This is a genomic window from Opitutaceae bacterium, assembly GCA_041395105.1.
Lineage (GTDB): Bacteria > Verrucomicrobiota > Verrucomicrobiia > Opitutales > Opitutaceae > B12-G4.
Genome location: JAWLBB010000002.1, coordinates 332578 through 356660, shown reverse-complemented (window position 1 = coordinate 356660; position 24083 = coordinate 332578). Strand labels below are relative to the sequence as shown.

Annotated in this window: 23 protein-coding genes and 1 tRNA gene; 14 read left to right on the top strand and 10 right to left on the bottom strand. The window is 60.2% G+C overall.

Annotation, left to right across the window (positions count from 1 at the left end):
- Window positions 1-253 precede the first annotated feature (253 nt).
- Window positions 254-1495: a Gfo/Idh/MocA family oxidoreductase gene (locus R3F07_08330; protein ID MEZ5276370.1), complete on the top strand. Its 1242-nt coding sequence runs from the start codon at window positions 254-256 to the stop codon at window positions 1493-1495.
- Window positions 1496-1635: 140 nt separating this feature from the next.
- A complete protein-coding gene (locus R3F07_08325) occupies window positions 1636-2193 on the top strand; it encodes a murein L,D-transpeptidase catalytic domain family protein (protein MEZ5276369.1) in 558 nt (185 codons plus the stop codon).
- A gap of 315 nt (window positions 2194-2508) precedes the next feature.
- Here R3F07_08325 and R3F07_08320 read toward each other — a convergent pair whose 3' ends face one another.
- The 6 genes from R3F07_08320 to mscL form a co-directional block, all read right to left on the bottom strand.
- The gene (locus R3F07_08320) at window positions 2509-3462 is read right to left on the bottom strand and encodes a permease (protein MEZ5276368.1); all 954 of its coding nucleotides are present in this window, start codon (window positions 3460-3462) and stop codon (window positions 2509-2511) included.
- Complete coding sequence (locus tag R3F07_08315; protein ID MEZ5276367.1) at window positions 3453-3626, bottom strand: hypothetical protein; 174 nt, start codon at window positions 3624-3626, stop codon at window positions 3453-3455. The genes R3F07_08320 and R3F07_08315 overlap by 10 nt, the downstream gene beginning before the upstream one ends.
- 43 nt (window positions 3627-3669) lie before the next feature.
- On the bottom strand, window positions 3670-4044 hold the full coding sequence (locus tag R3F07_08310; GenBank protein ID MEZ5276366.1) for a metalloregulator ArsR/SmtB family transcription factor: 375 nt from the start codon (window positions 4042-4044) through the stop codon (window positions 3670-3672).
- Between the two features lie 325 nt (window positions 4045-4369).
- Window positions 4370-4457: transfer RNA gene (locus R3F07_08305), tRNA-Ser, on the bottom strand.
- Between the two features lie 488 nt (window positions 4458-4945).
- The gene (locus R3F07_08300) at window positions 4946-6478 is read right to left on the bottom strand and encodes an ankyrin repeat domain-containing protein (protein MEZ5276365.1); all 1533 of its coding nucleotides are present in this window, start codon (window positions 6476-6478) and stop codon (window positions 4946-4948) included.
- A 228-nt stretch (window positions 6479-6706) separates the two neighbouring features.
- Window positions 6707-7153, bottom strand: a complete 447-nt coding sequence (mscL, locus tag R3F07_08295; protein ID MEZ5276364.1) for a large conductance mechanosensitive channel protein MscL — start codon at window positions 7151-7153, stop codon at window positions 6707-6709.
- Window positions 7154-7578: 425 nt separating this feature from the next.
- Between mscL and R3F07_08290 the strand changes: the two genes are divergently transcribed.
- Entirely contained in the window at window positions 7579-8673 is a 1095-nt protein-coding gene (locus R3F07_08290; protein ID MEZ5276363.1) for a TIGR02597 family protein, read from the top strand.
- A gap of 16 nt (window positions 8674-8689) precedes the next feature.
- Window positions 8690-10390: a fibronectin type III domain-containing protein gene (locus R3F07_08285; GenBank protein MEZ5276362.1), complete on the top strand. Its 1701-nt coding sequence runs from the start codon at window positions 8690-8692 to the stop codon at window positions 10388-10390.
- A 51-nt stretch (window positions 10391-10441) separates the two neighbouring features.
- Here the strand turns inward: R3F07_08285 and R3F07_08280 are convergent, their stop codons facing one another.
- Complete coding sequence (locus R3F07_08280) at window positions 10442-10690, bottom strand: hypothetical protein (protein ID MEZ5276361.1); 249 nt, start codon at window positions 10688-10690, stop codon at window positions 10442-10444.
- Window positions 10691-10720: 30 nt separating this feature from the next.
- A complete protein-coding gene (locus R3F07_08275) occupies window positions 10721-11536 on the bottom strand; it encodes a prohibitin family protein (GenBank protein ID MEZ5276360.1) in 816 nt (271 codons plus the stop codon).
- Window positions 11537-11675: 139 nt separating this feature from the next.
- On the opposite strand from R3F07_08275, the gene R3F07_08270 reads away from it, so the two are divergent.
- From R3F07_08270 to R3F07_08225, 10 genes are all read left to right on the top strand, one after another.
- On the top strand, window positions 11676-12152 hold the full coding sequence (locus R3F07_08270; GenBank protein ID MEZ5276359.1) for an NYN domain-containing protein: 477 nt from the start codon (window positions 11676-11678) through the stop codon (window positions 12150-12152).
- The gene (locus R3F07_08265) at window positions 12149-13387 is read left to right on the top strand and encodes a DUF2851 family protein (GenBank protein MEZ5276358.1); all 1239 of its coding nucleotides are present in this window, start codon (window positions 12149-12151) and stop codon (window positions 13385-13387) included. The genes R3F07_08270 and R3F07_08265 overlap by 4 nt, the downstream gene beginning before the upstream one ends.
- Before the next feature lie 138 nt (window positions 13388-13525).
- The gene (gene nusA / locus R3F07_08260) at window positions 13526-14785 is read left to right on the top strand and encodes a transcription termination factor NusA (GenBank protein MEZ5276357.1); all 1260 of its coding nucleotides are present in this window, start codon (window positions 13526-13528) and stop codon (window positions 14783-14785) included.
- 61 nt (window positions 14786-14846) lie between these two features.
- Window positions 14847-17219: a translation initiation factor IF-2 gene (gene infB / locus R3F07_08255; GenBank protein MEZ5276356.1), complete on the top strand. Its 2373-nt coding sequence runs from the start codon at window positions 14847-14849 to the stop codon at window positions 17217-17219.
- 79 nt (window positions 17220-17298) lie between these two features.
- Complete coding sequence (rbfA, locus tag R3F07_08250) at window positions 17299-17640, top strand: 30S ribosome-binding factor RbfA (protein ID MEZ5276355.1); 342 nt, start codon at window positions 17299-17301, stop codon at window positions 17638-17640.
- Window positions 17637-18659: a bifunctional oligoribonuclease/PAP phosphatase NrnA gene (locus tag R3F07_08245; GenBank protein ID MEZ5276354.1), complete on the top strand. Its 1023-nt coding sequence runs from the start codon at window positions 17637-17639 to the stop codon at window positions 18657-18659. The genes rbfA and R3F07_08245 overlap by 4 nt, the downstream gene beginning before the upstream one ends.
- Window positions 18656-19378 carry a tRNA pseudouridine(55) synthase TruB gene (gene truB / locus R3F07_08240; protein MEZ5276353.1) on the top strand — a complete coding sequence of 241 codons (723 nt, stop codon included), beginning with the start codon at window positions 18656-18658 and terminating at the stop codon, window positions 19376-19378. Before R3F07_08245 ends, truB begins: the two co-directional genes overlap by 4 nt.
- Window positions 19379-19400: 22 nt before the next feature.
- Window positions 19401-20369 carry a riboflavin biosynthesis protein RibF gene (gene ribF / locus R3F07_08235; protein ID MEZ5276352.1) on the top strand — a complete coding sequence of 323 codons (969 nt, stop codon included), beginning with the start codon at window positions 19401-19403 and terminating at the stop codon, window positions 20367-20369.
- A 7-nt stretch (window positions 20370-20376) separates the two neighbouring features.
- Window positions 20377-21147: a TlyA family RNA methyltransferase gene (locus R3F07_08230; GenBank protein ID MEZ5276351.1), complete on the top strand. Its 771-nt coding sequence runs from the start codon at window positions 20377-20379 to the stop codon at window positions 21145-21147.
- Window positions 21148-21189: 42 nt separating this feature from the next.
- Window positions 21190-22041 carry an NAD(+)/NADH kinase gene (locus R3F07_08225; protein MEZ5276350.1) on the top strand — a complete coding sequence of 284 codons (852 nt, stop codon included), beginning with the start codon at window positions 21190-21192 and terminating at the stop codon, window positions 22039-22041.
- Window positions 22042-22054: 13 nt separating this feature from the next.
- Here R3F07_08225 and R3F07_08220 read toward each other — a convergent pair whose 3' ends face one another.
- Complete coding sequence (locus R3F07_08220; protein MEZ5276349.1) at window positions 22055-23113, bottom strand: hypothetical protein; 1059 nt, start codon at window positions 23111-23113, stop codon at window positions 22055-22057.
- A 7-nt stretch (window positions 23114-23120) separates the two neighbouring features.
- Window positions 23121-24068 carry a thiamine pyrophosphate-dependent enzyme gene (locus R3F07_08215; GenBank protein MEZ5276348.1) on the bottom strand — a complete coding sequence of 316 codons (948 nt, stop codon included), beginning with the start codon at window positions 24066-24068 and terminating at the stop codon, window positions 23121-23123.
- Window positions 24069-24083 lie beyond the last annotated feature (15 nt).

The window sequence follows — 24083 nt, the reverse complement described above, 5'->3', positions numbered from 1 at the left end:
ATTTCGGTCGGGGCCGATGGGTCGGGCATTTCCCGGGATCGGCACCGGGTGGCCGGCTCGCGGGACAATCGGGCGATGCCGGCTTCAGAAAGGTGATTGCCATTCTGCGGATTGGCTGAGGTAATGGATTCACTTTCATGCCTTACTTGTTTCCGGGAAGAGCGTCGCTGAGTGAGTTCGCCTTTTGCAGGCTCAACGCGTATCTCAATCGCGGATTCCGGACGGGAAAGACCAATACCTCGACGGTGGTTCCATGAGCTTGAACTCAGCGATTGTCGGGGTGTCGGGATACGGAAGGGTTCACTACAACCTCATGCGGGACGAGGTCTTGGCCGGTCGGCTCAAACCGGTCGGGGCGACAATCATCAATCGGGTGGATGAAGCCGAGATTGTTGCGGAACTTTCCGCCATGGGATGCCGGATCTTCGACGACTACCAATCCATGCTTCAGGCGCTGAACGGGCAGGTGGATATCTGCTTTCTTCCGACGCCGATTCATTTTCATGCACCCATGACCATCCAAGCCCTCGAGGCGGGGTGGAATGTTCTTGTGGAGAAGCCGCTCGCTCCGACCATCCAGGAAGTCCGGGACATCCAGGCGACAGAGCGATCAACAGGTCGGTTCGCCGCTGTGGGATTTCAGGAAGTCTACAGTCCTCATGCCCATCAGTTGAAGGCGATTCTGCTCTCGGGCGAACTGGGCCGGGTTCGCTCCATGAAGGGCAGGGGCCTCTGGCCGCGCTCGTTCTCCTATTACGGACGGAATAATTGGGCGGGGCACCTGCGGGTCGGTGGGCGCTGGGTCCTTGATTCGCCTCTGCACAATGCACTCTCTCATTACCTGCATCTTCTCTTCTTCCTCGCCGGGAAGAGTCTTCCGGAGACGGCGAAGCCGATCCGGGTTGAGGGAGAACTCTATCGTGCCCAGGCCATTCAGAGTTTTGACACGGGATGCATTCGAGCCCTTACGGATTCGGGAATCTCGATTCTCTTTCATGCGACCCACAGTAGTCGCGAAAAGATCGATCCGGAGATTGTGATCGAGGCGGAACGCGGTCGGGTCGAGTGGTCGGTCCACGGAGAGTGCCGGATTTACCGCGATGGGGAGGAGGAACCGTTTCAGGTTACACCCTCGACCGGGAATCAGAGGCATGCGATGGGCACCGCGGTCACCAACCGGCTGACCGATCCCTCCGCCTTTGTCTGTACCACGGAAAGCGCGGCCTCTCACGCGCTGGCAATCAACGGCCTTCACGAATCGTCCGTGATTCACCGGATTCCCCGCGAACTGCTGGAGACAATCGACGAGGGCGACGACCAGCGCACAATTATCGAGGGGCTGGGTCCGGTTTTGGACCAGGCCTTCCGCAGGGGGCAACTGTTCAGTGAAGCCGGCATCGAATGGGCAAGACCGGGAAGGGAAGTTGATTTGGCCGACTACCGGTTTTTTCCCGCCGCCGGCGGTCTGGCGGAAAGGTCGATGGAGAAGATTTAGCGCACCTTGAACGACACGATCGCGAAACGATTCCGGTTTGAAATCTGCGCGGGTCACAGACCGGTCGGGTCGGCGGCGAGGCAATGACGAAGCTGAGGGTTATCCTGTGGTCCGTCGGGGGTCCGGTCATCGTCCTCGCGATGACAGCTTCGATCCTTTTCTGGATGGCAGCCCGTCCGGGCGCGGAGGCCTATGCGGCGGCCCAGGCACGATTGGGGAAGCTGCGGGCTGACGAACGATCCTCGATTCGCGGACTCGCGGTGGTCGATTATTCCCGTCCCGGATGGCATCGACGCCTGGCTCTCTACGATGCCGCTGGTGATCTGGTCGGCACCTACCTTGTGGCCCATGCACGCAACAGCGGCGACTACGTTACAGCGGTTTCCTTCTCCAACGAGTTGGACTCCAATCAGTCGAGCCTTGGCCTATACCGGATTCTCGACCTCTACGATGGCGACCATGGAATCGCTCTTCGGTTGGAAGGGCTCGATCCTGGCCTGAACGACCAGGCCTTTGCCCGTGACATTGTCATCCACGGCGCGGACTACGTGTCGCTGGGCTCACTCTTGGAGAACATACTCTCGGGCAACGGCGCGGGTGTGGGCCGCAGTCTGGGCTGTCCGGCGGTCTCCCGAGATGCCATGCCGATCGTGGCCGAAGTCCTCGCTCAGGGCGGCTACCTCTATATCCATCATTGAAATCCACCGTCCGGTTCGCGCCGGCCGAAGACAAACTTTCCGACACGATTCCTGACCGGGAGACAACAGGAAGAACTGCTGAGAAAAACCCGGGACTGCCTGATGAGTGATCGGACACGCCTGAACCTTCCCGGATTGCTCCGTTCGCGCATTGGAGGCTCTCTGTTATCTCTGTTTCCTCCTGTGAACATCCCAAGGCCCTGATCGTCCGGTCAACCTCTCCACAAATCGCGCCCATGGTTACCCTGGAGTTTTCCCCTTCGCCAGGCGCCCGATGCGGTTGCTCGGAACCCCCGGCTTGCCAACTTCCATCAATCAGAGAAAACCGGTCAGGCTGTTCAGCAGGTAGCCGGTGGCGATGATCGCGAGGGTGGTGATCCCAAAGTAGAGGGCGATCAGGGGTAGACGCATCGTGCGGCGCAGCATGACCGCTTCCGGCAGGCTCAGGGCGGCCATCGCCATCATGAAGGCGAGGGCTGTACCGAGCGGTATTCCCTTCTCGAAGAGGACCACCGCGACCGGGACAATGGCGGCACAACTTCCATACATGGGCACGCCGATTGCCGTGGCGATCGGAACCGAGAAGATGCCCGTCGCGTTGATCAGGCGGTGGATGGTCTCCTGGGGAACGAAGTTGTGGATGACCGCGCCGATTCCGACTCCGACAAACACCCAGAGCCAGATCTGCCGGATCACGCTGATCGCCTCGTCCCGTCCGTAGCGGAGACGGCTGGAGATTGTGAATACCTGTGTGTCCTCAACGTTGTCATCGGATCCCGCGAAATCCCGCTCCAGATGGCCCTCGAGTTTCATCCGACCGAGAATCGTGCCGGCTGCCGTGCCGATCATCAGGCCGCTTGTCACATAGGCGGCGGTGATTGGAATGCCGAATTCGCCGGCCATCAGGATGACCAGGTACTCATTGATGATCGGGGAGGTGATCAGGAAGGAGAAGGTGACTCCGAGCGGGACTCCCGCCTTGAGCAGCCCGATGAAGATGGGAATCGATGAGCAGGAACAGAAGGGGGTGATCGCCCCGAAGAGCGAGGCGATTAGGTTGCCCCAGATCCCGCCAGCGCTCATCCATTTCTTCAGTCGATCCTGCGGCAGCCAGGTGCGGAGGACTCCGATGATGAAGATCATCACTGCAAGAAGCAGAAAGATCTTCAGGGAATCGTAGATGAAGAAATTGACCGCACCCCCGAGGCGCGTTTCCGGATCGAGGCCGATCCACTCATAACTGACGAGGTCGGCGAGTCTCAGCAGCATTTGCCGCCCTTGCCCTTGGAAACCCCGGAGCCTCCGCAGCAGGTCTGATTGGATTTCTCCTCGGCCTTCTGCTTGAGCGAACTGTCGAGCTTGTCGACCAGGCGCTTCAAGAAGCCGGGCTTTTCCGCGGGTGCGGACCGGGTGGTGGTGTTTTCGTTTTTCATGGATTTGGAGGCTTGCCGGGTGGTGTTTGAGAGAAAGGGGGAGTCAGCCACAGCAGATGGATTCCAGTCTGGAACTTGCCTCATTCGATCGCCGCAGAGCGGCCACGACCTGACCGCGTTTCCGGAGATCCTGCTCGAAACAGAGTTTCTCGTTGGCGAAATCCTGCAGGCACTTCAGGTTCTCCATCAGGATGGGATGGGCGGGATTGGCCAGGCGATAGATCATCCACTGGGCCTGGCGCTCCCCCTCGACCATCCCGTGGGCCTTCATGTACTTCAGTTGCTTGGAGATTTTAACCTGGTCGGCCTCAAGGATGTCGACGAGATGGCAGACGCAGAGCGGACCCTCCTTGAGTAGATTGAGGATACGCAACCGCTGAAGATCGCATAGGCACTTGTAGATCCTGACGATTTCCATGCCTTGAATATGCATTCGATAGCATATGCAGGCAAGAGTATAACGTCGGTGCGATCAACCGCGCACGGAAACCGGAGCGGTTCATGACAAACGGGCTCGGCACTCGGTATTCCCTCCCTGGCGCTGCTTCGCATCGGCCGAATCGCAAGACGATTCGCCGCCATAATCCGGCCTTGCCCGAGCATGGCGGAAGGGGAGGGATTGATTCGCTTCGCTCAGGCCTGCGGCCCGAACCTTTGGTTCGCCCCTATCCCGTCCCTGACGCTGCTTCGCATCGACTGAATCGTGGCACGATTCGCCGCCATACTCCGGCGTTGCCCGAGTATGGCGGAAGGGGAGGGATTCGAACCCCCGGAACCTTTCGGTTCAGCGGTTTTCAAGACCGCCGCGATCGACCACTCTGCCACCCTTCCTGGATTGTGCCTGTCCTCGCTGCACGACCGCGCGAGACTTTGAGGCCTAGGGTGAGGCTCCTGGCTAGGTGGGCAATGCCAAAATCAATGCTCCCGGGATTACCATTTCAGCTCGAGCCGGAACCTAGGATTGACCTGGTTCCTCGGCCAAGTGCTCTTCCGGGAGCTGTTCAAAACCCGATTATTCGGAGAGATCGCGAATCGTCGAATATCGAACCGTGGCATCTTTGCTTCCATGCTGTACCAACAAACTGTAGTATAGACGAATGGTGCCTAGTTAGCGAAAGAATCGGATCAGCCAACGAGGTGTTGACTGCTCTTCGACGGCGGGTCCGGAGGCCCTCGCCCTACCATCTGAAATCAGAGCATCCATGGTAGGGCTAGGCGTCCCCGGCCAGCCGCAACGGTTGTCCGAGACAAAACAACGATAAGCACCCTTAACTAAGCGCCATTCTAGTATAGACGGGTTTGTTTTGTCTAGAGACTGTCTATTGAGAGAGAAGCTGCTCGATATCCTTGAATCCATACTGGATCGCAATGGTCATGGCGGACCTTCCGTCGGGCAGAAATACATCCTCCTTGGCCCCGGCATCAAGCAGGAGCGAGACAATCGAAGCGTTCGCTCTCTCGGTTGCGATGATCAGAGAGGTGTAGCCTCCGGGTGCGGTGTAGTCCGGGTCAGCCCCTCCATCGAGGAGAACCTTGACGACTTTGTCGTAGGCCCGGGCGGTTGCCACCGTTAGGGCATTGTGACCGCCAGTCGTTTCCAGGTTCGGATCGGCTCCGTTCTTCAGGAGGAGCTCGACCATCTCGGCAAACCCTTCCGATCCGGCGATGAGGACAGGGGTGACCCCCTCATGGTCATAAAGATCAGGGTTCGCTCCGGCCTCCAGGAGGGCCTTTGCTGCGCGGAGGCTGTTGTAAAACGCGGCGATCGCCAGAGCGGACCTGCCGTTTCTCCGCAGATTGACATCGACACCGGCCTCGACCAGCGCGCTCACACATTCGGGAGAATCGATTTGTGCGGCGACAGTCAGCGGGGTCCATTCACCAAAGGGCTCAGCGGGATCCAGACCGGCTTCGGCCAATACTCTGACGACGTCCGCGTTTCCTTGTTGGGTAGCCAGGAGGAGAATCGATGGCGTTCCAGGCTTCGGGTTTTTCAGTGCACCTGTCCCGAGCAGGTACAGGGTCGTTTCCGCATGACCCTCGATGGCTGCATGATAGAGCGCGGTATAGCCGGTATCGGATGTTGCTTCTCGGTTGGCACCTTGTTCAATGAGCCTGCGAACGACATCGGTCTGGCCGAATTGAGCCGCCCTGATCAGTGGGGTGGTGCCGAATTCTCTGCTTTCCAATTTCGCACCGGCTTTGAGAAGCATGGGTATCAATGCCGCGTGACCGGCGCCCGAGGCTGTCCACAGAGCCGAAGCTCCCGTGGGCCCTTTGAGGTTTGGATCGGCTCCGGTAACCAAGAGCATTTCGACGATGTCCGTGAATCCGCCCGCACAAGCGCCGGTGAGGGCTGTGGTGCCCGAACCAGAGACCGCATCTATGGTGACACCGGTTTTGAGGAGAACCCGGACGATTTCTGAATATCCGTGATCTGCCGCAAGGATCAGCGGCGTCGTACCCCCTCCAAACGCGATATTGGGGTTGGCCCCGGCCTGAAGGAGCAACTTAACAGCTTCAAGGTGTCCATTCTGAGTCGCGAAGACCAGCGGTGTCTGCCCGTCCCGATATGAAGCATCGACCAAAGCTCCATTATTCAACAGGGACTTGATAATCTCCACCCGACCGGCTTCAGCGGCGAGGTGGAGGAGGGAAGCCCCTCCGCCGACCGTAACCCTGATGTCGGCTCCCTGAGAGAGCAGGGATTTGACCCTTTCCGTATCGCCGCGGCCCACCGCACTGGCCAGATCATCGACCACCTGCGCATCGGCTGGACCGGCGGAAATCAACCCGGCCGATAGGACGATCCAGATGGTGAGTTGGGCACGTGGACCCAAGATCTTCATCATGACCGGTTCAGAATGACGTCGATTTGGACCGCGGCAAGCCTTGTAGGCACCGGAGCACCGGAATAGGACACGGTTCCTGTCTCATATTCCTGAACACCTACCTGTTTCATGATGTGAAATTGGAACAAAGACACCTTCATTTCGTCGCGACCGTTGGTCTTCCAAATGAAAAAGCCGGCTCGGGTGAGCGGGTGCTCTCCCGGCCGGCTTGAAAGTCAATATTGGGGGTTACCTGGACTTCAGGATGTCCCTGATCTCGCCGAGCAGAACCTCTTCCTTGGTGGGTGCCGGAGGGGCGGCGGGTGCGGCTGGGGCCGGCTTGGCCTTGAGCTTGTTCATCATGCGGACCATCATGAAAATGCAGAAGGCCAGGATGGTGAAGTCGATGACGACATTGATGAATTGTCCGTAGGCAATGACGGCGGCGCCGGCTTCCTTGGCCTGAACCAGGGAGGTGATGGCAGTTCCATCGGCTGCCGTTTTTCCCGGATCCAGGTTGATGAAGAGGTCAGCAAAATTCACGCCACCCATCATTTTTCCGATCGGGGGCATGATGATGTCGTTGACCACCGAAGCGACAATCTTGCCGAACGCCCCACCGATGATGACGCCGACGGCCATATCCATCACGTTTCCACGCAATGCGAATGCCTTGAACTCCTGTAACATGCTCATAGTTTTTCTGGTATTTTGGTTTCCTGCTGACCCGTTTCTTCCCAGCCTGGTCCGTTCCCTGCGTCAGTGATCCGGACGCTGGGTGGGGATTGTCGGAGGGATGATCTCCCAGGTCGAAAATCGTGGGCTTGCGATGAATGCGCCGTCACTCATGCAAGACCCGAGTCTGGTCCGGTCCCGGCGGTTGAACTGTCTGTGGTCTGGGGGGGGGGCGGGTATAGACATCCAATTGACAGCTTGAGCCTGTCTGGCGAAGGGACGGTCGCAACCAAAAAACAGCGGCTGGAGCGATTGTGTCAACGGCTTCCACCTGGTCTGTACTCTCGGGGTTTGGCCGCATCCCCAGCGGCTGAGCTGAAGCATTGACTTCCGCGCTCTTTTTCGAGAACATGATTGGGGCTGGGTGTCGACAAAACTGTGAGAGTATGAATAAAACTGTAGATTTCTTTCATATCCGGACCCATCGAGTGTTCGGCATGGCGCTTCTGGTGATGGTCGGATATGCGACGATGGGAATGCAGACTGCCGGAGGCGCAACGGCTGTGTCTCGGATTTTCGGAGCGGTCCCCTTGGTCGCTCAGGGTGAGTCCGACACGGCGCTTTCGATTCCGATGAAGGTCCCGGCAGTCTTCCGGGGAGCGGTGGGTTCGGTGGGCAGTGCAATCACGTTGGCCGGTGCTCCCAATCTCGGAGAGGATCAGTTTGTCTACAGTGAGGGAATCCAGCCGCGGACATTTTATCTGTTCTTCGAATCCGGCAGCCTGGCGGGTCGGCACTTCAGAATCACGGGGAATACGAGCTCGACCATTTCGGTGGACGATCCCAACGGGGAACTGGTCGGTGCGGCCGCCGACGATATTGTGGCCGTCCATCCCTATTGGACCCTCGCCACGTTGTTGTCCAGCGATCAGGGTCTGCCGGTGGCGGCCAAGGCCGGTGAACGGCCGGTCGAGGTCATCATCCCGGCCGCAGACTCGGACGGCACGAATCTCTCGGCCGAGGCCGTCTATTATGAACGGGACGGAGCCTGGCGCCGTGTCGGCCAGCCCTTCGCTTCAACCTATGATGATACCATTCTGGAGCCAGACCGGTCGATCATCGTGCGTTTGAATGGAGCCGATGATGCTCCCCTCGTCATGACGGGCGAGGTCGTGATGTCCGAGCTGGCGATCCCCATTCGCTCCCGGGCGGAAGGGGCGCAGGACAACCTGATCGGTTTGAATCGGCCGCTGGACCAGAGTCTCGATGATCTCGGTCTGGGCGGAAGTAATGCTTTTGAGACGACGACGGATGCCGATGCGATCCGGGATCGCCTGATTCTCTATTCGGCCGCACCGGGCCAGAACAAGGTGCCGACGGATGCCTTTTATTTCTTCAACGGGGCTTGGAGGCGTGAAGGCGGTGATCCGGCGACAGACGTGGGCGACACGATCATTCCGGCCGGACAGGGCTTTGTGATTCGAACCGCCGGACAGGGTTCTGACACGGTCAGCGTCTGGACCCATACCTTCAATCCGTGATCAGGATCTGCGAAAAATGAATCGTTCCAAACATTTTCTGACGGGCCTTGCACTTGGTGTTTCGCTTGCCTTGAGCATCACCGCCACGGCGGCCATCTCCCTGTCTCTTGATGCCGAAAAGCTTGAAAGCGGTACCGGCGGGGCCATGCCCACTTCGGGTCTTCTCCTCCTGGTGGTCAGCACCGAGGATGATACCTTTTCGCTGCCGACGGCGGACGAGTTCGTGGCGGGCTCGAGCGACGATGTCATCCTCGCAACCTGGGACCTGTCGGACGGGGGCGGGGTTCCCGGGGTATTTTCGGGTCTGGCATCCAATCTGGCTTACGAGGTCGGATTCGATGCCGGCGATCCACTGATGCTCTACTGGTTTCCTGCTTCGACCAAGTCTTCGACGGGTCCCGGGGCCGGGGCCAGTTATGGTCTCTTTCGGGATGGTGATGGAATCATGACGGGTTCGGTCTGGGAACTGCCTGCCGACGGCACCCTGCTTTATTCCCTGAAATTCTTTACCGAGAATGCCACCGAGGTGGCTGACGGCGGTCATCTGCCGGCATATGCCGGCTCGGCGGCACTGCCTCTGGGTGTTGCCCTTTCACCGGTGACGCCGCCGACCGGCTTGAGCGTCGAGAACGAACCGGATGCCGGAGTGAGGGTGATCTGGACGGATACGGCCAATAACGAGGCCGGGTATCTGGTGGAACGTTCGGTTGCCGGGTCCGGAATCTGGGTGATGGTGGGATCCGTTGGTGCAAATGGGACCAGTTTCGTCGATGGATCCGTTGCCGAGAAAACGAATTACCAATACCGGATACGGGCCGTGAATACTTTGGCGCAGTCGACGGAGGTGGTTTCTTCTTCACTGCTCTCGTCGTTTGGCCGGGTCGCGAACATCTCAACCCGCGGCAACGTTCAGTCCGGTGCGTCCATCCTGATCGGAGGCTTCGTTGTCGAGGGCTCCCAGTCCAAGCGGGTCCTGATCCGTGCTGTGGGTCCCAAACTGGGCGAGGTGGCCGGTCTGGCCGGAGTCCTTGAGGATGCGACGTTGGAGTTGTATCGGACGGACGATGCCCCCGGCACGCTACCTTTTGAGTCGAACGACGATTGGGAGGAAAACGCCAATTCGGCGGAAATTGTCACGGTCACTGCCGATCTGGGTGCCTTTGCCTTCAATCCCGGAGGCAAGGACGCCGCCCTCCTTGTCACCCTTCCACCCGGTGGCTACACAGCTAAAGTAAAAGGAGTGGGCGGAAAGACCGGGTTGGGTCTGGTGGAGATCTATGATGCCGATGAGGCGGCGGCTCCGGCCGATGTGGTCAATATCTCAACACGGGGCCGGATCGGCACAGCGGCCGAAATCCTGATCGCCGGCTTCGTGATTGACGGCGACAGGAGCAAGACGGTCCTGGTCCGGGGAATCGGGCCGAGGCTTGCCGATTTCGGGGTCACGGGGACGGTCACTGATCCGTTTCTCAGGATACAGCGCAACCTGGGCGCCGCCGGAATCGAGGAGATGGCGACCAACGACAATTGGAGTGATGCGCCCAATGCGGGCGATATCCCGGGTGCCTCCGAAGTGGTGGGAGGCTTTCAGCTGGCGCCGGGCAGCAAGGACTCCGCAATTCTGATCACGCTTCCGCCGGGGATTTACACGGCAAAACTGAGCGGGGTCGGAGGTGCGGTCGGCAACGGGTTGATCGAAGTCTACCGGGTTCCGTAGGGAACGGCTCCGGGCGATTCCACCCGGCGACCGTCTGCCTCGATCGGTCGGCTATTTCTTTGACTTCCTGGTGCCGATGACCAACCAGATGCCGAGGGCAAGGAGCAGGACGAGCCACCAGAGATAGCGCAATTGACGGGCGGCCAGTTCGACAAAAGCGAGAACCGGCGGAAAGATAACGACGAGAACAATCGCAACCACCAGGAGCAGGCCGATCCCGGCGTATTTACCGGTTCGCTTTCCCCTGCCGGGATCTTTGGGTTCGTCGCTGACGACCTCCCATTTCGGTTCTTTTTCCATTTTGCCTGGGGCCCCCTGATGCCTTGCGCCTCAGGGCTCCTCACGTTGGAGGGTTCCAATCGGCAGGAGGATATTGGATCCGCCGTCGCCACCTCCACCGACAACCAGGGGGGTTCGGCCGTCCCACTTTTCGACGATCTGCAGATTGATCAGAGCGGGGTTGTCCCTGAGGGCGTCGCCGCGAATCCGGATGGCTTCGGCTTCGCCCTTGGCCTTGATGATGGCGGTTTCCGCTTCGATCTGGGCTTTTTGCTGGGTGAAGCGGGCCTTGGCCGCCTCCTGTTCCTGGACCATCTTGGCTTCGATGGCGGATTCCAACTCCCGGGAAAGGGCGATATCGATAATGGTGACATCCACGATATTGATCAGATTCGAGACCTTTGACTTGGTGCCTTCAAGGGTCTTGATCTTGACCTCTTCGCGGGCCTGGACAATGCGTTCGGCGCTGCGGGTGGCGGCCACTTCCTTCAGAGCCTCGGCGACTCGCGGAGCAATCAGGCTGTCGAAGGGATCCCCGGCGTATTCCTGATAGATGGCCACTACCGATTCCTGAGGGATTCGGAAGAGAATGTTGAGCTTCACATTGACCTGCTGGAGATCGGACGAGTAGCACTCAGTCTGGAAGGGGACGGTCCGCTGACGGACGGAAACCGGAATGATCGAAGAGACAAAAGGAGTCTTGAGGCCGAATCCCTCCGGCTTGAAATCCGGGGACACGTTGCCGAGGGTCACCTGGACACCGCGGTAACCGGGATCGACCACGTAGGTTGCCTGGGATCCTCCGATGACGAGGACGAAAATGATGATACCGAGACCGACGAGTTGGCTGATGGCGCGTTGTGACATGGTTTTCTGGTTCGAGTAGGGTCAAGGATTCCTCGAGGTGGCGGATGGGTCAAGGGTGTTCGGCCGTTTCCGGCAGGCGGCTGATGTTCCCGCCATCGGGGGATTGCCTTTCGAGGCAGTGGGATCTTTGGTCGTTTCCGTGAAATCCGGACGCCACCTGATCATCGACGGGCACAATATCCTCCATGCGTGGACGGATTCCCGCCTTTTGAGGGGGCGCTCGATGGAGAGTGCGCGGGCGAGGGTCATCGCGGCGGGCCTTTTGATCCATGATACAGAGGATATCCGCGTGACCGTCGTCTTTGACGGTGACGGCGACGGGGTCAGCACGGAGGATGCGGCGCGGTCGTCGGACTGTGCGGTGATCTTCTCGCCGGCTTCGATGACAGCGGATGATATCATCGAGCAGTTGGTGGGTGGCACTCCCGGCCCGGCCGGTCAGATCACGGTGGCGACCGGTGATCGGCAGGAGCGCTCCACCGTCGAAGCGCTCGGTGCCCATACGATTTCCCCGGACAACTTCAAAGCCTGGGTCGAGCGCTGCGAGCTCCGGCAGGCGGGCCGGGTCAGCCGGGATTCGGGCAACAAACCGTTCGGAAACGTGATTCCCTTATGAAGCCACACGCAGACAGGGCTTCGGCCCCGCCTCGGGATCGGGTTGAGGAGTTTCAGGGACTCTACGGTCCCTACCAGGTTTCGGAACGCCTTATCCAGCGGATCTGGCTGCGCGGTGAATTGGACCTCGCCCGCCTGCACACGGTCTCCGGCAAGACTATCCGGGTGATTCGGCCGGGGGAGTGGAACCTGTTGGGAGGCCCGGATTTCCTCGGGGCGGACCTTGAGATCGATGGCCGACGAATGACCGGCGATGTGGAGATCCATTTCCGTGAGGCCGACTGGTTTACTCACGGTCACCAGCACGACCCTGCCTATGAAAAGGTGATTCTGCACCTCGTTTTGTTTCCCGGGGGATCCGGGCGGCACCCGGCTCTGACCCGGAGAGGTCGGGAAATCGAGATGGCGGTTCTGGTAGACCTTCTCTGGCATGACCTTGAGGAATACGCTGCGAATGATGCGGTCGCGCGAATTTCAGGCCTGTCGGACGATCGCGCTCTGGAGCTTCTGCTTGAGCTGGAGCCAGAAGAGCGTCGGGCGCGGCTACGGCAACTGGCCCGGGAGCGATGGAATCTGAAGGTGCATTTTGCCGGAATCCGGATCAAGCGGCTCGGGTGGTCCCGGGCCTGTCACGCATCGGCGATGGAGATTCTGGGCTACAGCCGGAACCGGTCGGCCATGCTGATGACGGCGGATCGCTACCCGGTCGAGACCTGGGGGGAGCGGGAAGCGGATCCTGATGAGATCCTGGGGCGTTCCGATATTCCCTGGCAATTCCAGGGGGTCCGGCCGGCCAACCAGCCACGGATCCGGCTGAATCAATACGCGGTCATGGCGTCGGGTGCGGGCAGTTGGATCGAGCGTCTGGATGAATGGCCAGGATCCCTGGCAGCGTTGATGCCCGGCTCTGTCGACGGATCGGTGGGCGAATTGAGACGGACTCTGGACCTGTTCCACCTGCGCCGGCGGCTCAAGACCGTCGTGATGAACCGGGCCGTTTCCGGGCCGAGGGCGGATTCGATGGCGGTCGATGGGTTTTTACCCCTGTTGGCGACCCGCGGGAATTCGGATCTCTTCGCTCTCTGGTTCGCCTGGCCGGCCGGGGACGTGCCCGAACGCTGGCGCTCGACGCTCAAGCAGGCGGGAGTCGCTGGAAAGGACCGGAGCACCCCGTTCACCCAAGGGTGGTTTCAGGGATTGATCGGCCTGCTTTTGGGGCTGCCGATAGAGGGCTGAAGGGCCGAGCCGGGGCCGGCAGTCTCTGCCGGGATGCTTGACATCGTGCTCTGCTGAAAAAATAAATGTCCTTTTCCTCCACAGCACTTACTTTTACGGTGGGTCTTTGGCCCACCTTTTTTTTCCCTTTTTACAATCATGAGCAGCGAAATTCTATCCGTCCTTGAGTACATGGAAAAGGAGAAGGGGATCGGTCGTGAAGACATGATCTCCGCCATCATCACGGCTATCAAGAATGCGGCTGACCGTGGCGTGAACGCAGGCCAGGAGCTCAAGATAGAAATTGATCCCAAGACCGGTGGCCTGGCCGCCTGGTCGATTCTCAAGGTGGTCGACTCGGTAAGTGATCCGAAACTGGAGATCCACGTCGAAAAAGCCCAGGCGATCCAGCCCGGTGCCCAGATCGGCGATGTCATTGAGCGGGAGATGGACCCGGCCTTCCTGGGCCGCATTGCAGCCCAGACGGCCCGTCAGGCCATCATGCAGCGGATCCGTCAGTTCGAAAAAGAACGGATTTACGACGACTACAAGGATCTGGTCGGGGATGTGGTCAGCGGAATTGTGCGGCGACGGGAGCGGGGCGATCTTTACATCGATCTTGGCAAGGCGGAAGCCGTCCTGCCCCACCGCGAACAGGTGCCGGGAGAGGATTACTCTCCGGGTGAGCGTATCCGCTGCCTTCTTCTGGCGATCGAGTCGACCAATCGCGGTCCCGAGCTTGTCCTCAGTCGCGCGAGCAATCGTTTTGTCCGCCGGCTGTTCGAACTGGAGGTCACGGAAATCGCGGATGGGACGGTGAAGATCGAAGCGTTTGCCCGTGAGCCGGGATACCGCACGAAAGTTGCGGTCTCGAGCACGGACCCCAAGGTCGACCCGGTCGGTGCCTGTGTCGGGGCGCGGGGCGCACGGGTCAAGAGCATCGTTCGAGAGCTCGGTGGGGAGAAGATCGATATCAATCGTTACTTTGCCGATCCCAAGGAAATGATCATCGAGGCGCTCAAGCCGGCCGTCCTCCGGAACATACGGATGGATGAAGTCGGCCGCCGTATCGCGATCGAGGTTTCCGAAGAGGATCTCGCGGTGGCCATCGGCCGGAAAGGGCAGAATGCCCGGTTGACCTCCCGTCTGATCGGCTGGAAGGTCGATATTGGCAAGGTTCAGACCGAAAAGATGGGCATGGAGGGCAAGGTCAGGAGTGCCGTCGAAGGTCTCAACCAGATCCCGGGCATAGACGACGAGACAGCCCAACGTCTGGTCGCGATGGGCTTGATCAGTCCAGACGCCTTTATCGGGGTGGAGGCGGATGATCTCGTTGAGGCCGGCTTCACCGACGAACAGGCCGCCTCTGTTCTCAAGAAAGTCAACGCATTCAATCAATCTCAGAAGATCACATCCTGAAGTCACCGAGAGCGCTTAGTCGTCACGACCTGCGACATTCGCCCGATTCACTTCCCACTCAATGAGCATCCGCATCCATCAGCTTTCCAAAAAGATCGGCGTCGAGAACAAGGAACTCCTCGCTCTCCTGCAGGAGCGCGGGTTCAACGTGACCAGTGCTTCCAGCACAGTCGACAATATCTCCGCCGATGCCTTGGTCGATGAATTCGCGGCCAAGGCAAGAGCTGAAGCGTCGGCCGCTGAGGCCGCCGCGGCCGAGTCGTTGCCGGCTGAGGAGACAAAGGAACCGGCCAAACCAGCGGGCCCAAGGCTGCCACCCGGCGTCTTTGTCAAGTCGGCGGAACAGGTCGCCCAGGAGAAGGAGGCCGCCCTTGAGGCCAGTCGCCCGAAACCGGCTCCGGCAGTGACGCCGCGCCCGCTCGCCGCACCCCCGCCGTCCATTCCGCCGCCGGTGCGCCACCCGCATCCGGTGACCCCGGCTTCGGGGTTGAACACGCCGGTGACTCCTCCTCCGCCCCGGGTAGTCCATCCGCCGGTTCACGCGCCGTCTCCCGGTGTCCCGCCGCTGGTGGTCCCACAGCCACAGAATCCGGCGCCGGTTTCAGTCGGACCCGCTGACACTGCCGCGGCGGACAGCCGTGGATCGGGAGAGATCAGGACGATTCAGGTCAAACCGCCGATCGTGGTGCGCGACTTCGCCCTCGCGCTCGGCCTGAAGCCCTTCAAGCTGATTTCCGAGCTGATGGAGATGGGGATCTTTGCCTCGATGAACCAAAGCATCGAGGAGCCGGTCGCGGTTGAGTTGGCCGAGAAGCATGGGGTCATTCTCGACGTCCGTCACCGTGGGGATGCGGTCGCTGCAGCCGCGGCCGAAAAGAAGAAGCCGGCGAAGAAAGTGGAGGATGAGAGCCTTTTGCTTGAGCCGAGACCTCCGGTCGCCTGCATCCTCGGTCACGTGGATCATGGGAAGACGTCCCTTCTCGACCGGATTCGCCAGGCCAACGTGGTCGCGGGCGAATTCGGAGGGATCACCCAGCATATCGGGGCATATCAGGCCGAGATCCAAGGCAAGAAGATCACCTTCATCGACACTCCGGGTCATGCCGCCTTCAACGAAATGCGGGCTCGCGGTGCCAACGTGACCGATGTGGCCATCCTGGTGGTGGCCGCCGATGACGGTTTCATGCCGCAGACGGACGAAGCGCTCAAGCACATCCGCAATGCCGGAGTCACTCCGATTGTCGCGATCAACAAGATCGACACCAAAGGTGCCAATATCGATCGGGTGAAAACTCAGCTCCAGGAACGAAACCTCATGCCGGAAGACTGGGGTGGCGAGACCATCACGGTTCCGGTTTCGGCCATTCGTGGTGACGGAGTGGATACCCTGCTCGAAATGATTCTCCTGCAGGCGGAGCTTCTCGAGCTCAAGGCGAATCCGAAAAAGCCGGCCAGCGGCGTGGTCATTGAGGCGCAGATGGAAGTCGGGCGCGGACCGACGGCCACTGTCATCGTCCAGGCCGGAACACTCAAGCCGGGCGACGCCCTGGTCTGTGGTCATCACTACACCAAGGTCAAGGCGATGTTCAACGAGCATGGCAAAGCGGTGCGCGAGGCCGGACCGTCCACCCCGGTCCGGGTCATCGGCTGGTCCGGCACGCCGGAGTGCGGTCAGATATTTGAGACAGTGAAGAACGAGCGGGAGGCGAAGAAGCTGGCGGAGGAGCGTGAGTACGAGTACCGCAAGCAGCAGGCCGTATCCGAACCGGATGACGTTCCGCAGTCGGTCGAGAACCTCTTCCTGGCGATGGCCGCCGCGCGCAAGAAGATCCTGCGGATCGTGCTCAAGGCCGATGTCTTTGGTTCGGTCGAGGCGGTCGAATCCGTTCTGCGTGGAATCAAGAGCGACAAGGTCTCCCTTGAGATCATCCAGGGTGAGGTTGGCCTGATCAGCAAGAACGACGTCCTGATCGCCGGGGCCTCGGAGGCCATCATTGTCGGGTTCAATGCCGGACTTGAGAACGGGGTCAAGGCCCTGGCCAAGCATCACGGTGTGGAGATCCACTCATTCCAGATCATCTACGAGCTTGTCGATCGCGTTCGCGACATGATGGCCGACCTGCTCGAACCGGAAACCAAGGAAACCAAGATCGGTGCCGCCGAGGTTCGTCAGGTCTTCCAGATCTCGAATGGTCGTGTCGCCGGTTGTCTGGTGGTTGAGGGCCGCGTGGTCGTCAATGCACTTTCAAGGGTTCGGCGCAAGGGCAAGGTCGAGGTCGAAACCCGTATCGAGACCATTCGACGCGTGAAGGACGAGGTTAAGGAGGTCCGGGCGGGAACAGAGTGTGGTATTCACCTCAAGGATTACAGCGACTACGAAGCGGGCGATGTCATTGAATGCTTCGAGGTCGAGACCTTCCGGGCAAGCCTCTGAGACGGATTGACGTTCCTTCGACCGGCGCCCGGAAGCGGTGGTCGAAGGGTGCGCCGAAATGGGATGGAAGGAGACGGCAATGGGTAATCGCAACGTACGGGTTAACGAGCTGATCAAGCGGGAGATCAGCGATTTTCTGCATACCCGGATGAAGGACCGGACCACCTTGATCACGATCACGGGTGTTGATGTCTCGAGTGATCACCACCATGCCAGGGTCTATTTCTCGGTGATCGGGGATACCGACGCGCAACTTGAAGCGGAACGATTGCTTCGTACCGAGACCCCGGCCATCCGTTTCGAGCTCGGCAAGCGGATCACCCTGAAGTACCTCCCGAAGCTGGAGTTTCACTTTGATCCCTCTCTGGAGCGCGGTGACCGCCTCCTGAAGATCCTCGACGAACTCGAGATACCTGAATGATGAACGAGCGCCACCTTTTCTATCCCGACCTTTTCGAGCCATTCGCCCGATTGTTGGACCTGCTGAAACGCGGTCCGGTCGTCGTATTCGGGCACGCCCGGCCGGATGGTGACTGCATCGGCTCCCAGGTGGCTCTCTGTCGGGTGCTGAGAACGCAGGGGGTTGACGCTGTCTGCGTCAATCCCGATCCGGTGCCGCGGCGTCTCGAGTTCCTGGTCGGAGACACCCCGTTTCTGCAGGTGGATGCCTTCACGCCCTCCGGACACCGGGCTGTATTCGTCGACTGCGCCGACCACAAGCGCTCAGGCGCCCTGGTCAAGCAGCTCTTTCCCATGCCGCTCGGGAATATCGATCATCACGTGTCCAATACGCGCTATGCGGAACTGAGCCTGATTGACGATCACTCGGCCGCGACCGGCGAAATCCTGACCGGCCTGTTTCTGGACGCCGGCCTGCCCATCGACCCCCTCTCCGCGCTGGGACTCTACGTCGGCATCGCCACCGACACCGGCCAATTCTGCTATCCCTCGACCTCCCGCCGGGTTTTTGAGCTGAGCGGTCGGCTTCTCGAACTGGGCGCACGCCCGGCGGATGCCACCGCTGAACTCTACGAAAAGGAGTCATTTGCGAAGTTGGAACTCCTTGGCCACTTTCTGGAGTCCTTCCGACTTGAGTGCGACGGCCGGGTCTGTGTCGGCGTTCTCGACGAAGAGGCGTTTCGCCGTTCCGGAGCGACCGACGAAGACACGGAAGGCCTGGTCGACTACGCGCGCTCAATCGAGGGAGTCGATGTGGGTGTGCTCATTGAGGACCGGCCAAAGGGAATCAAGGGGAGTCTCCGGAGCAAGGATCCGATCGTCCGAGTCGACCGGGTGGCCAAGCAGTTCTCGGGTGGCGGGCATGCCTGTGCCGCTGGGTTGAATACGACGGGCCCTTTCGAGGTTTTCTATCCGCGCCTGATTTCTGCGATCGGCGAACTCCTGATGGATGTCGATGCCGGACGAAAGGCGACCCCATGAACGACAAATCCGGATACGAAGGGGTCCTCCTGGTGGACAAGCCGACCGGGGTCACTTCCCACGATGTGGTCGCACGGGCGAGGCGGATCTTCAGGATGAAGAAGATCGGTCATGCCGGCACTCTCGATCCGATGGCGACCGGCCTTCTCATTCTCCTGATCGGGCGGGCCACCCGTCTGTCCCAATATCTGATGAGCCTGGACAAGGTCTATGAGGGGTCGATCACCCTCGGTGTGACCACGAACAGCCATGACGCCGACGGGGAGGTCCTGTCGACCCGACCGGTTCCGGATCTCGACGAGGAGACGATGAGGGCACATCTCCAGTCATTTGTGGGTGATCAGTACCAGACGCCGCCGATGTTCTCGGCGATCAAGAAGGATGGGGTCCCTCTCTACAAGCTGGCCCGCAAGGGCAAGGAGATCGAGCGGGAGCCGCGTTTTGTCCGGGTCTCAGCCTTCGAACTCCTTCGGATGGAGACACCGGTCCTGGAGGTCAGGGTCAAATGCAGCAAGGGCACCTATGTGCGGACGCTGGCCCATGACCTGGGTGAGAAGATCGGTTGTGGCGCTCATCTTTCCGCCCTCCGCCGGACCGCTTCCGACCGGTTCCGGATCGAGCAGGCCCACACCATCGCCGAACTCGACGTGATGACTCCGGAAGCCCTGGCCGATGTGCTGATCCCGATCCATGTGGCGGCACCGACCATGGTTCTGTGAACCGGAAATCTTCCACCCACCGATGAGTCCACTGATCAGGACGGGTCGCATCTTCCAGTCCCTTGAATCGGTCGAGTTGGAACCCCGACCGATTCACCTCGCCATCGGGATGTTCGACGGACTCCACCTGGGACATCAATCCGTCATCGAGGCGGCCCTGCATTCGGCGCGGCGAGTCAACGGTCTGGCCGGCGTATTGAGTTTCTGGCCACATCCGAGCCGGCTTTTTCATCCGGAGAATCCGACGCCGCAGCTGATGAATCCGGAGGACAAGGGGAGCTTCCTGCTTGAGGCAGGGCTCGATTTCGTAGTCATTCATCCATTTACGAGAGCCTTCGCCGAGTTGGAGGCGGGCGAATTCCTGCCCTTCGTCCGTTCCCGCCTTTCCGGCCTGCATTCCGTCTATGTGGGGGAGAACTGGCGGTTCGGGCGCGGTCGCAGCGGCGATGTAGCCGAATTGGTCCGGTTGGCGAGGAAGGAAGGGCTGACCGTTTTCAGTGCGCCGCGAATCAACCACAATGGGGAGCCGATCAGCAGCACCCGGATCCGCGGCCACCTTCTTAAGGGCGAGATTGCCGAGGCCAATGAGTTGTTGGGATATGGATACACGAGCTTCGGAAGGGTTTCCGAGGGTCGACGGTTGGGTCGGCGGCTCGGATTTCCGACCCTCAATCTTGTCTGGCGGGCGGAGCTGAATCCGACCTTCGGGGTTTATGTGGTTCGGGTCCATTCGGCGGACAGGTCGGTGGTCCGCGACGGCATCGCCAATTTCGGGCTGCGTCCAACCTTGGGATTGGATCAAGTGGAGCCCACCCTGGAGGTGCATGTGCTTGAGGATTGTCCGTGGGGACCGGGGGACGATCTTCGGGTTGAGTGGCTGGATTTTGTCCGACCGGAGAGGAAGTTTCCCGACCTGGAGGCGTTGCGGATCCAGATCAGCCGGGATATTGAGGTGGTCAGGTCGGCCCCGGCCCGAGGCGGCAGGTCTTGAGCAGGAAATGGCGACCGAGAGAAAGCGCCTGGATCAGATCGTGGTCGATCGGGGCTGGTCTGAGTCTCGATCGCAGGCCAAGGCCATGATCATGGCGGGTCGGGTCTGGCAGGGGACCGAGCGGATGACCAAGGCCGGAGCGATGATTCCGGTCGATGCGGAACTGCGGTTTGAGGGAGGGCCGCGCTTCGTCGGTCGGGGGGCGGAAAAACTGGAGGCCTTTCTCGATCGCTTCGGGATCAAGGTTGCCGGATTGTGCTCTCTCGACGTCGGGGCTTCAACGGGAGGTTTTACCGATTGCCTGCTCCAGCGGGGGGTGGTTGAGGCAACCTGCATCGATGTCGGACGGGCACAGCTTCACCCCAGGATTCTGAATGATCCACGGGTGACGAACCTTGAACGTGTCAATGCCCGCCACCTGAAACCGGGTGATCTTCCCCGCGACGCGTATTCGGTCATTGTGATCGATGTCTCCTTCATTTCACTCCGATCAATTCTCCCGCCGGTCTGGGCCTTCCTCGAGCCGGGCGGCATCCTGGTCGCGTTGGTCAAACCGCAGTTCGAAGCGGGACGCGACGCGGTCAGCCGGGGGCGCGGAGTGATCCGTGATGTCAGGCTCCGTCGAAAGATCTTCGGTTCGATTCGGGAGATGGCCCTGGCGGATCTGCCCGCAGCGGTTCTGGTCGGTGAGATGGAGTCTCCGCTGGAAGGTGCCGATGGGAATCGGGAAGGCTTGCTCGGCCTGCGAAAAGCGGCAGCCACCCAGGGAGTGGAATAATCTTTTGCTTCGGCCGTGGCTCTGTTGGAATCGTGTTTCGTGATGAAGCCGATCAAGAATCTGGCGATGGTGGCCAATCGGGAAAAGCCCGGGGCCCTCGAGTTGGCTCATGAGCTTGAGTTGATTGCCTCCGCTTGCGGGACCACCACCCGGTTCACGGCAGAGTTTCCCATCCCCGAGGGCTTTCTGGATTCGGTGGATGCCTGCTGCGTGATCGGTGGAGACGGAACCCTGCTCAGCGTGGTCCAGGAATCGGCACGCAAACAGGTTCCTCTGATCGGAGTCAATCGCGGCAGTCTCGGCTTCCTCACCACGCTGTCGGCTGCAGAGGCCCGAACGGGTTTCCGCAGCATCCTTGGTGGCGCCTACCGGGTGGTCCAACGTGCCCTTCTCGAGGGGTCAACCGGACCCGATTTGACGGCCGTGGCCTTGAACGACGTCTTGATCAAGGATGTCATCAACTCGCGGATTGTCCATCTTGAGGTTCAGGCCGACGGTGAACTGGTAACCGATTACTACTGCGACGGGTTGATCTTTTCGACCCCAACGGGATCAACCGCCTACAACCTGTCGGCAGGCGGGCCTCTCATCCATCCGGGGTCGTCGGTCATCGCGATGACCCCGATTTGCCCGCATACTCTGAGCAACCGGACGATCATTTTCCGCGATAATGTGGTCCTTCAGGTGACCAACTGCCTCCCGGAGTCCGAGTTGCTGGTGGCCTTGGATGGACAGCGCAATCTGATCACGAGCCGATCCTATCCGGTGCAGATCCGGCTTTCTGAACTGACCGTCCCGCTTGCGCTGACGCTCGACCACTCCTATTTCGCGGTTTTGCGCTCGAAGCTGAAGTGGAGCGGCGGGTATATGGAACGGGGACGTCGCCGTTCCTGAGGATCCATCTCGGTCAACCGCGCAGTCCGGAGATGGTGTGGAGGGCGGTTTCGCGCAGGGCGAAGAGTTGGTCGCTCAGCCGGCGACGGTCTTCGGGGCTCAGCCATTGGTTTGGGGGGAGGGCGGCGAGTTGCTCGAAGGCGGCATGGATGCCCGCCACGGCGCGCTTGATCAGGGCGGCGAGAAGGGTTTGATCGCCGTCCTCAAGATGGGTGGTTGATTCTCTGGCGGTCTCGAGAATGGCGGCGATCTGGGCGAGGCGGGAGATCAATCCCCGGGAGCCGGCATCACCCTGGGTGTCGGCCGGGAAGTGCAATCCAATGGTGCGCAGAAGAGCGGAAGCCTCGGTTGCCAGGCGGTTGAGGGCGGGTTGGGGGGGCAGTCGATCCTGTTTGGGCGGGATGGGTCGGGTGCGGGACGAGGCGGGATCGGATGGTTTCCAACCGAGGGCGCGCGAAAGGGGCCCAGCCCATTCGGGATCGAGGTCGCTCTGATCGAAGAGGTGAATGAGACGATCAACTTCCTCCTCCGCTTCCTGGACGAGTTCCTCCCATTCTCCTTCACTGAGGTTGGGCGGGGCGAGGCCGAGTATTCCGGCCATGGCGAACCAACCGTGGTCACCTTCCGGACCTCCCTTCTTGATCATGTTCCAACGCTCCTTCTTCTGCTCCAGTTCCTCGATCTCGGTCATTTGCCATTCCTGGCCGGAAATCCGGCAGCGCACGTTCGGCTTCATCAGAGCCTGCCGACGGCCGTTGGGCAGGAACCACTCGAGAAAGAGGCAGTTCATTTCGGTGCTGAACGGTCCCGGGAGCAGAAGTCGCCTCGATGCGGTCATGTCGCCGGCCCGTCCGGTCTGCCGTCCGCTGGGCGGGTCGGCGCGCCCGGAGACCGGAGATGGGTCGGCTTCAAACTCGAGCAGACAACCGGCCAGATCGCTCAGGCAATTGCCCTCAAGGTCGAGCAGGAGCGGAGAGGAGAACCCGTGGAAATGAATCTCCCCGGTGACCCGGCCACGGATCCGGTTGTCGACGAAACCGCGGTGGATGAGAGACGAGGTTTCGCATGGCATGGCCAGTTCACTTCATTCGGGCAAAGGCGGCTTCGAGCAGCTCGAGATCACTGGCGTTCTTTGCCCGCTCTCTCGAATGTTTGACGAGGTTGGCCTCCAACTCGTTCTTGGTCGGCCTCTCTTTTTCGTAGAAGACGCCAAAGACTCCGGGCCACTCCATGCTGGCCAGCTTGAACGCGGCGATCTCGTCGGTGACATCGTGACGGGCCTCGTCCTCGGGAGAGCCGTCGTGCAGTTTCTCCTCGATCAGATTGAAGACGCCGCCCTTGCGGGGAATGCCGGCGTCAAAAGCGCCCGGATAGAATTCGACGCATTCGGAGAGGATTTCGATGACGGAGAACCCGCGGTGTTTGATGGCCCGCTCATACATTTCGACCATGTGCTTGACCTGAGTGGCATGGGAACGGGCGACGAAGGTGGCGCCGCTGTTCAGGAGTTTCTTCATCGGGTTGATCGGCCGGTCAAAGGCGCCGGTGGGGTCGGTCTTCGACTTGAAACCGATCGGTGACGTCGGGGAAGTCTGCTTCTTGGTCAGTCCATAGACGAAATTGTCCATGATGACGTAGGTCAGGTTGACATTCTTGCGGGCGCCGTGATCGAGGTGATTTCCGCCGATCGAAAATCCGTCACCGTCGCCACCGAAGACGAAGACGTGAAGATCGTCACGCCCGAGGCTGACTCCGCTCGCAAAAGGAATGGATCGGCCATGAAGGAAATGCCCTCCGTGGGTATTGACGAAATAGGGGAACCGCGACGAGCAGCCGATGCCGGCCAGGGTGACGATGCGCTCGTGGGGTAGCTGCAGTTGCTCGAGGGTGCGGTAGAAGGAGGAAAGGACAGCGAAATCGCCGCAGCCCGGGCACCAGGTGGGGTGATCAGCCTTGAGAGTCTTGCGGTTGACCGGTTCGCGCGGGCCTTCCAGTTCCTGAGGGATGGGTGAGGTTAGGGATGCCATGTCGCTGGGTTTTTG

Excerpts from the sequence above, each read along its gene's own strand:
- R3F07_08330 (MEZ5276370.1), top strand. The coding sequence starts at position 254 with ATGAGCTTGAACTCAGCGATTGTCGGGGTGTCGGGATACGGAAGGGTT.
- R3F07_08290 (MEZ5276363.1), top strand. The coding sequence starts at position 7,579 with ATGAATAAAACTGTAGATTTCTTTCATATCCGGACCCATCGAGTGTTC.
- R3F07_08220 (MEZ5276349.1), bottom strand. The coding sequence starts at position 23,113 with ATGCCATGCGAAACCTCGTCTCTCATCCACCGCGGTTTCGTCGACAAC.
- mscL (MEZ5276364.1), bottom strand. The coding sequence starts at position 7,153 with ATGAGCATGTTACAGGAGTTCAAGGCATTCGCATTGCGTGGAAACGTG.
- R3F07_08310 (MEZ5276366.1), bottom strand. The coding sequence starts at position 4,044 with ATGGAAATCGTCAGGATCTACAAGTGCCTATGCGATCTTCAGCGGTTG.
- R3F07_08280 (MEZ5276361.1), bottom strand. The coding sequence starts at position 10,690 with ATGGAAAAAGAACCGAAATGGGAGGTCGTCAGCGACGAACCCAAAGAT.
- R3F07_08275 (MEZ5276360.1), bottom strand. The coding sequence starts at position 11,536 with ATGTCACAACGCGCCATCAGCCAACTCGTCGGTCTCGGTATCATCATT.
- nusA (MEZ5276357.1), top strand. The coding sequence starts at position 13,526 with ATGAGCAGCGAAATTCTATCCGTCCTTGAGTACATGGAAAAGGAGAAG.
- R3F07_08225 (MEZ5276350.1), top strand. The coding sequence starts at position 21,190 with ATGAAGCCGATCAAGAATCTGGCGATGGTGGCCAATCGGGAAAAGCCC.
- R3F07_08315 (MEZ5276367.1), bottom strand. The coding sequence starts at position 3,626 with ATGAAAAACGAAAACACCACCACCCGGTCCGCACCCGCGGAAAAGCCC.
- R3F07_08325 (MEZ5276369.1), top strand. The coding sequence starts at position 1,636 with ATGACAGCTTCGATCCTTTTCTGGATGGCAGCCCGTCCGGGCGCGGAG.
- truB (MEZ5276353.1), top strand. The coding sequence starts at position 18,656 with ATGAACGACAAATCCGGATACGAAGGGGTCCTCCTGGTGGACAAGCCG.
- infB (MEZ5276356.1), top strand. The coding sequence starts at position 14,847 with ATGAGCATCCGCATCCATCAGCTTTCCAAAAAGATCGGCGTCGAGAAC.
- R3F07_08245 (MEZ5276354.1), top strand. The coding sequence starts at position 17,637 with ATGATGAACGAGCGCCACCTTTTCTATCCCGACCTTTTCGAGCCATTC.
- rbfA (MEZ5276355.1), top strand. The coding sequence starts at position 17,299 with ATGGGTAATCGCAACGTACGGGTTAACGAGCTGATCAAGCGGGAGATC.
- R3F07_08215 (MEZ5276348.1), bottom strand. The coding sequence starts at position 24,068 with ATGGCATCCCTAACCTCACCCATCCCTCAGGAACTGGAAGGCCCGCGC.
- R3F07_08265 (MEZ5276358.1), top strand. The coding sequence starts at position 12,149 with ATGAAGCCACACGCAGACAGGGCTTCGGCCCCGCCTCGGGATCGGGTT.
- R3F07_08285 (MEZ5276362.1), top strand. The coding sequence starts at position 8,690 with ATGAATCGTTCCAAACATTTTCTGACGGGCCTTGCACTTGGTGTTTCG.
- ribF (MEZ5276352.1), top strand. The coding sequence starts at position 19,401 with ATGAGTCCACTGATCAGGACGGGTCGCATCTTCCAGTCCCTTGAATCG.
- R3F07_08300 (MEZ5276365.1), bottom strand. The coding sequence starts at position 6,478 with ATGATGAAGATCTTGGGTCCACGTGCCCAACTCACCATCTGGATCGTC.
- R3F07_08230 (MEZ5276351.1), top strand. The coding sequence starts at position 20,377 with ATGGCGACCGAGAGAAAGCGCCTGGATCAGATCGTGGTCGATCGGGGC.
- R3F07_08320 (MEZ5276368.1), bottom strand. The coding sequence starts at position 3,462 with ATGCTGCTGAGACTCGCCGACCTCGTCAGTTATGAGTGGATCGGCCTC.